The organism is Thiomicrorhabdus sp. Milos-T2, assembly GCF_000702325.1.
Taxonomy (GTDB): Bacteria; Pseudomonadota; Gammaproteobacteria; order Thiomicrospirales; family Thiomicrospiraceae; genus Thiomicrorhabdus.
On record NZ_KL370892.1, the window covers coordinates 431,263 to 433,261 of the forward strand.

Genomic DNA, 1,999 nt, shown 5'->3' on the forward strand with positions numbered 1-1,999 from the left:
AGATTGCCCATCTATACAAGCAACGCTGGCAAATTGAATTATTTTTTAAATGGATTAAACAACACCTCAAAATCAAAAGCTTCATTGGCCAAAACAGTAATGCTGTTCGTATCCAAGTGCTATCAGCCCTTATTGTGTATCTATTGATTAAGCTTGAACAGATGAAAAATAAGTCAGCAGAACCGTTGAGAGTAACGTTTTGGCGGCTTGCTCATGGGTTGTTTGAAAGACCTATTCAGCAGAGTGAATACTTTAGGCGAAAACAACAACGGGAAGAGTTTAAGAAATACCAACTTCCGCTATGGGAGGCTGGTATATGAATTGTGGTACTGAAATATTATTCCGGACACTAGTGCCAGGCCTGGTTACTTTTATTTTTCTTGGTTTTTAGCTTTTATAGAAATAAAGCGAATAGATGGACAGGTTATTTATCTTTAGAAGGTTGGTTTGCTAAATAGTTGCTTTGAGTTTGCAAATTGGATGCATAAGTTAAACCATTTGTTGTGTCATTGGATTCAGTCGCTTTGTTTTCAACCGAATCTGCACTTTGTAGACTTTGTTGACGATTGATTTGAAGATAGTCTGCAGCGGGTTCTTGAGATAGCTCAGAAAGAGAAACGGAGCTATTGCCATTAGTCATTGAACGAATACTTTCTTGTGATCGATCTTCAGTTTTTTGATCAGTTTTTAAGGCACTGTTATTTTGCTGATTCTGCATTGTTAAAGCAGCAGAAGCAAGGCTAGGGTTAATAGTCGTCATGATTAAAACTCCTAATGGCTAAAATGACTAGCGGTCAGTTAATAGTCAAAAAATCTTTGATTTATATATCAATTATAGAGTAAAACCGTATTTTGTCTAATGAAATAAAAATATAATAATTTTTTGATTATTAAGTTATCAACTATATGTCGTTGTTTAATTGATTAAGGGTCATATATTTGGTGTCTAACAAAATATAATATCCTAATATTTGGCTCATACTGTCCATTGGTACAGTAGGCGAGGTTGCTTACTATGAGTATGATGGCTGTAATTAAAGTTTAAATGACTTATTTTTTTCTGCGCAATGCAAAAATTTGGAGTGTAAAAATGTCTACTATCGTCGGTGAAGTTGCAAAACTAGAAGGTATTGTTCGAGCTATTAACCCTGTCACAGGAGAAGTACGAATTCTAGAGCCTGGAAGCCCTGTTTTTGCTGGAGAGATTATACAGACCTCAGATAAAGGTGGTGTGGTTGTCGGTATGGTTAATGGAACGCTATTGACTTTAGGACGTGATACACAAATGCGTTTAGATGACGATGTCTCCGGCCAAGCAAGTACGGTAGACTCTGGAACCGAAGGCGCAGTAGACATCGCCGCACTCCAACAAGCCATCTTGGAAGGAAACTTCGACGCACTAGAAGCGACCGCAGCGGGTGATGCATTCGTAATCGGAAGCGCTTCAGACGGAGGTGTATTTGTAGAGCGTATCGGACTAGAAGGGCAAGTTACCTCAGGCTTCGACACCAACACAGAAGAACAAGTATTTAACGAAAATCCTCGTTTTGTGGGAGAAGAGCTAAATGAACCTGTTGAGTTGGCAACGCTAAGCATCAATGATGTGACGGTGAACGAAGATGCCGGCACCATGACGTTTACAGTGAGCTTAAGTGCGCCGACCGAATCGCCAGTGACGTTCAGTTACGCGAGTGCGGAGAATGGCAGTGCGACATCGGATGTGGATTATGACGCAGTGACCGGAAATGGCAGCATTGCGGGTACGACAGATAATCTGACCACGACGATTACGGTTCCAATCAATGACGACTACCTAAAAGAAGGTGACGAGACGTTCTTGATGAATCTAACGCCAACCAGCGGCAACGTGGATGCGGCGAACTCAGACTTACAAGGTGTGGGAACGATTGAAGACGCGGGCAGCACAACACCAGAAGATCCAGAAACGCCACTGACAAATGTAGATACAGTGTATGCACGTCTCGTGAGCGATGACAGT

The 1,999-nt window shown here is 41.1% G+C and carries 2 protein-coding genes and 1 pseudogene; 2 read left to right on the plus strand and 1 reads right to left on the minus strand.

Features of this window, described 5'->3' with window-relative positions:
• A pseudogene (locus BS34_RS13135) lies at positions 1-155 on the plus strand (transposase); the annotation flags it as partial.
• Positions 156-424: 269 nt separating this feature from the next.
• On the opposite strand, the gene BS34_RS0112005 reads toward BS34_RS13135, so the two are convergent.
• On the minus strand, positions 425-760 hold the full coding sequence (locus BS34_RS0112005) for a hypothetical protein (protein WP_029408747.1): 336 nt from the start codon (positions 758-760) through the stop codon (positions 425-427).
• Positions 761-1,090: 330 nt separating this feature from the next.
• Here BS34_RS0112005 and BS34_RS0112010 point away from each other — a divergent pair.
• Positions 1,091-1,999: retention module-containing protein (locus BS34_RS0112010; RefSeq protein ID WP_029408748.1), on the plus strand; the 909-nt coding region annotated here is incomplete at its 3' end.